The 2197-nt window shown below is 63.7% G+C and carries 3 protein-coding genes; all 3 read right to left on the bottom strand.

Going from position 1 to position 2197, the window contains the following annotated elements; genetic code table 11:
* Positions 1–359: 359 nt before the first annotated feature.
* Positions 360–704, bottom strand: coding sequence for a hypothetical protein (locus NYR58_RS20255; protein WP_261522929.1), 345 nt, complete (start codon positions 702–704; stop codon positions 360–362).
* Positions 701–1792 carry an IS5 family transposase gene (locus NYR58_RS20260; protein ID WP_261522930.1) on the bottom strand — a complete coding sequence of 364 codons (1092 nt, stop codon included), beginning with the start codon at positions 1790–1792 and terminating at the stop codon, positions 701–703. Before NYR58_RS20260 ends, NYR58_RS20255 begins: the two co-directional genes overlap by 4 nt.
* Before the next feature lie 85 nt (positions 1793–1877).
* Positions 1878–2197, bottom strand: a 320-nt coding sequence (locus NYR58_RS20265) for an HGGxSTG domain-containing protein (RefSeq protein WP_261522931.1), incomplete at its 5' end; no start/stop codon positions are given.

Genomic DNA, 2197 nt, shown 5'->3' on the forward strand with positions numbered 1-2197 from the left:
TGCAGCCTATCCGCCTCTCCCAACACCTTAACCGCATCAGGATCATTGGCCGCTCACAGCCCATTCATGCCATCTCCATCGGTCCAAGCCAAGATTAGGCATTGATTGCAGTGCAATCAAGCTTAGGTCGCAGGTGGATTCCGGATTCCGGTGAATTCCCAAAAGGAATCCAGTCGCTGGCGGGGTGGCGCGATTCGCCCGCCAGCATACGCGGATCGCACGGAAGGAACCGCGCACTTTCCCCGCCGCAGTTGAGTTTAGCGGTTTCGGCCATGGACGCTGGATCTTCGCTGCGCTGGCGCTCCTCGCATCGGGAATCCGCCCGGAGGAACCACACGACGCTCTGCCGGGCTGCGGTTCTAGCAGGCTGTTGAAGAAGTGCCGCGTTTGGCCTTGAGGATGGCCTCGTCGCCGTTGTGATAAGCGAATGTGATCTCGATGGAGCCGTCGTCGAGGAGTTCGGCGTGACCGTCGCCCGAGACCTCGTCCATCTCGTCGAATCCGACCCAGGTGAAGAAGACCATTGACGGGCTGTAGCCGAGGTCGAGGGTTGCCTGCATGGCCCCGAAGGCGATTTCGCCATGATTGTCGGCGCCGATGGTGATCGTGGCGGGTCCGTCGAGGTCGAGATAATCGCGATCCCAAAGATCGGCCTCGACGATGCGCCAGCGGCCGATCAGCCGGCAGCCTGCCGGCGTGGTCATGCCGGCACCGCGATGAGCTTCGGTAGCCGCACCAGATTGTAGGCGGCGGCCGCGAAGGTGAAGGCCCATCCGACGCGATCACGGCCTCGGAACTTGGTCTTGTCCTGGCCGGCGACCGTCTTGATCCAGCCGAACGCCTCTTCGATCCGCTTGCGGATGCGCTGGCTGACGGCATAGCCACCGTGCCGCGTCGTGCGCCCGTCGATCGCCGAACTTCGGGCGCTGGTGTTCTGCGCCACGTGCGGCGTCACCTTCATCGAGCGCAACTCGTTGACGAAGTCCTCCGTGTCATAGGCCTTGTCGGCGCCCAGCGTGATGGCCCGCGGCCGGTCGGCGCGCGGTTCGATCATGTGAAGTGCGGCCACCCGTTCGGCATGGCCGTCGGCCAGCGTCAGGCAGGCGTCGACCAAGAGGCCGTGGCGGTTCTCCATCAGCCCATGCCCCATGAAGCACAGCTTTGCCTCCTTGCCTTTGCCCTTCTTGTAGAGCCTCGCGTCCGGATCGGTGGTCGAGGCATGCGTGTCGTTGGTCCGCTTCTGGCCGTGGAAGTCCGCTTCCGCGTTGCGCCCGCCTCTCTCGGCCGGCGGCTTGCCCGAACCGTCCTTCGGCTTGACGCTCTTCATCGAGGCCCACGCTTCGATCAGCGTGCCGTCAACGGAGAAGTGATCCGTCGACAGGAGCTTCTTCACCTTGGGCTGCGCCAGCACCGCCGCCAGGAACTTCGACGCGATGTCGCCCGCAAGCAGCCGGTCGCGGTTCTTCGAGAACACCGAATGGTCCCACGCCGCGTCATCGACGCCGATACCGACGAACCAGCGGAACAGAAGGTCGTATTCCAGCCGATCCATCAGGAGCCGCTCCGAACGGATCGAGTAGAACGCCTGCAGAAGCATCGCCCGCAGCAGCTTCTCCGGCGGGATCGACGGCCGTCCGAGCGGCGAATACAGCGCCGCGAAGTCGCGTTCCAACGCGACCAGCGTCTCGTTCACGATCCCCCGGATCGCCCGCAGAGGATGGTTCCGCCGAACCCGTACCTCCAGATCAACATAGCTGAACAGTTCGCCTGTTCGATTGTCATCGCCGCGCATGCACCAGTCTCCGAATCCCTTCGCAGCCAATGAATCACGCTCAAAGCCTCATAGCGAGCGACTTCTTCAACAGCCTGCTAGCCGTTCACCTCTTCGGAAAGCCGCGCATTGAACGGAGAAGCGCCACCAGTTCTTGCCGCTCCGCGACGGCGTCGACGGTCCAGAGGCCATGCTTGCGGGCATTGTCATTCCCGATCGGCACGCCTGAAGACTTTCCTCCGTGCATCCGACAGCGGCCGTTCGCCACCGCGGGGGACTGGCACGGCATCCCGTTCTGCGTCCGCGTCCCGCAGCGTGAGCTCAGATGCATGGGCAACCCGCTTTGCACCGGGTTGTTCCTCCAATCTGCTCTGATCCCCGCCCCCCGTCGCTCGATGGCGTCCTCCACAGCCTGACTGCCTGAGT

It is taken from the genome of Chelativorans intermedius, from assembly GCF_025398255.1.
GTDB classification, from domain to species: domain Bacteria; phylum Pseudomonadota; class Alphaproteobacteria; order Rhizobiales; family Rhizobiaceae; genus Chelativorans; species Chelativorans intermedius.

What these genes read in the sequence shown, in the direction of transcription:
- NYR58_RS20255 (WP_261522929.1), bottom strand. Translation starts at nt 704, where the DNA reads ATGACCACGCCGGCAGGCTGCCGGCTGATCGGCCGCTGGCGCATCGTC.
- NYR58_RS20260 (WP_261522930.1), bottom strand. Translation starts at nt 1,792, where the DNA reads ATGCGCGGCGATGACAATCGAACAGGCGAACTGTTCAGCTATGTTGAT.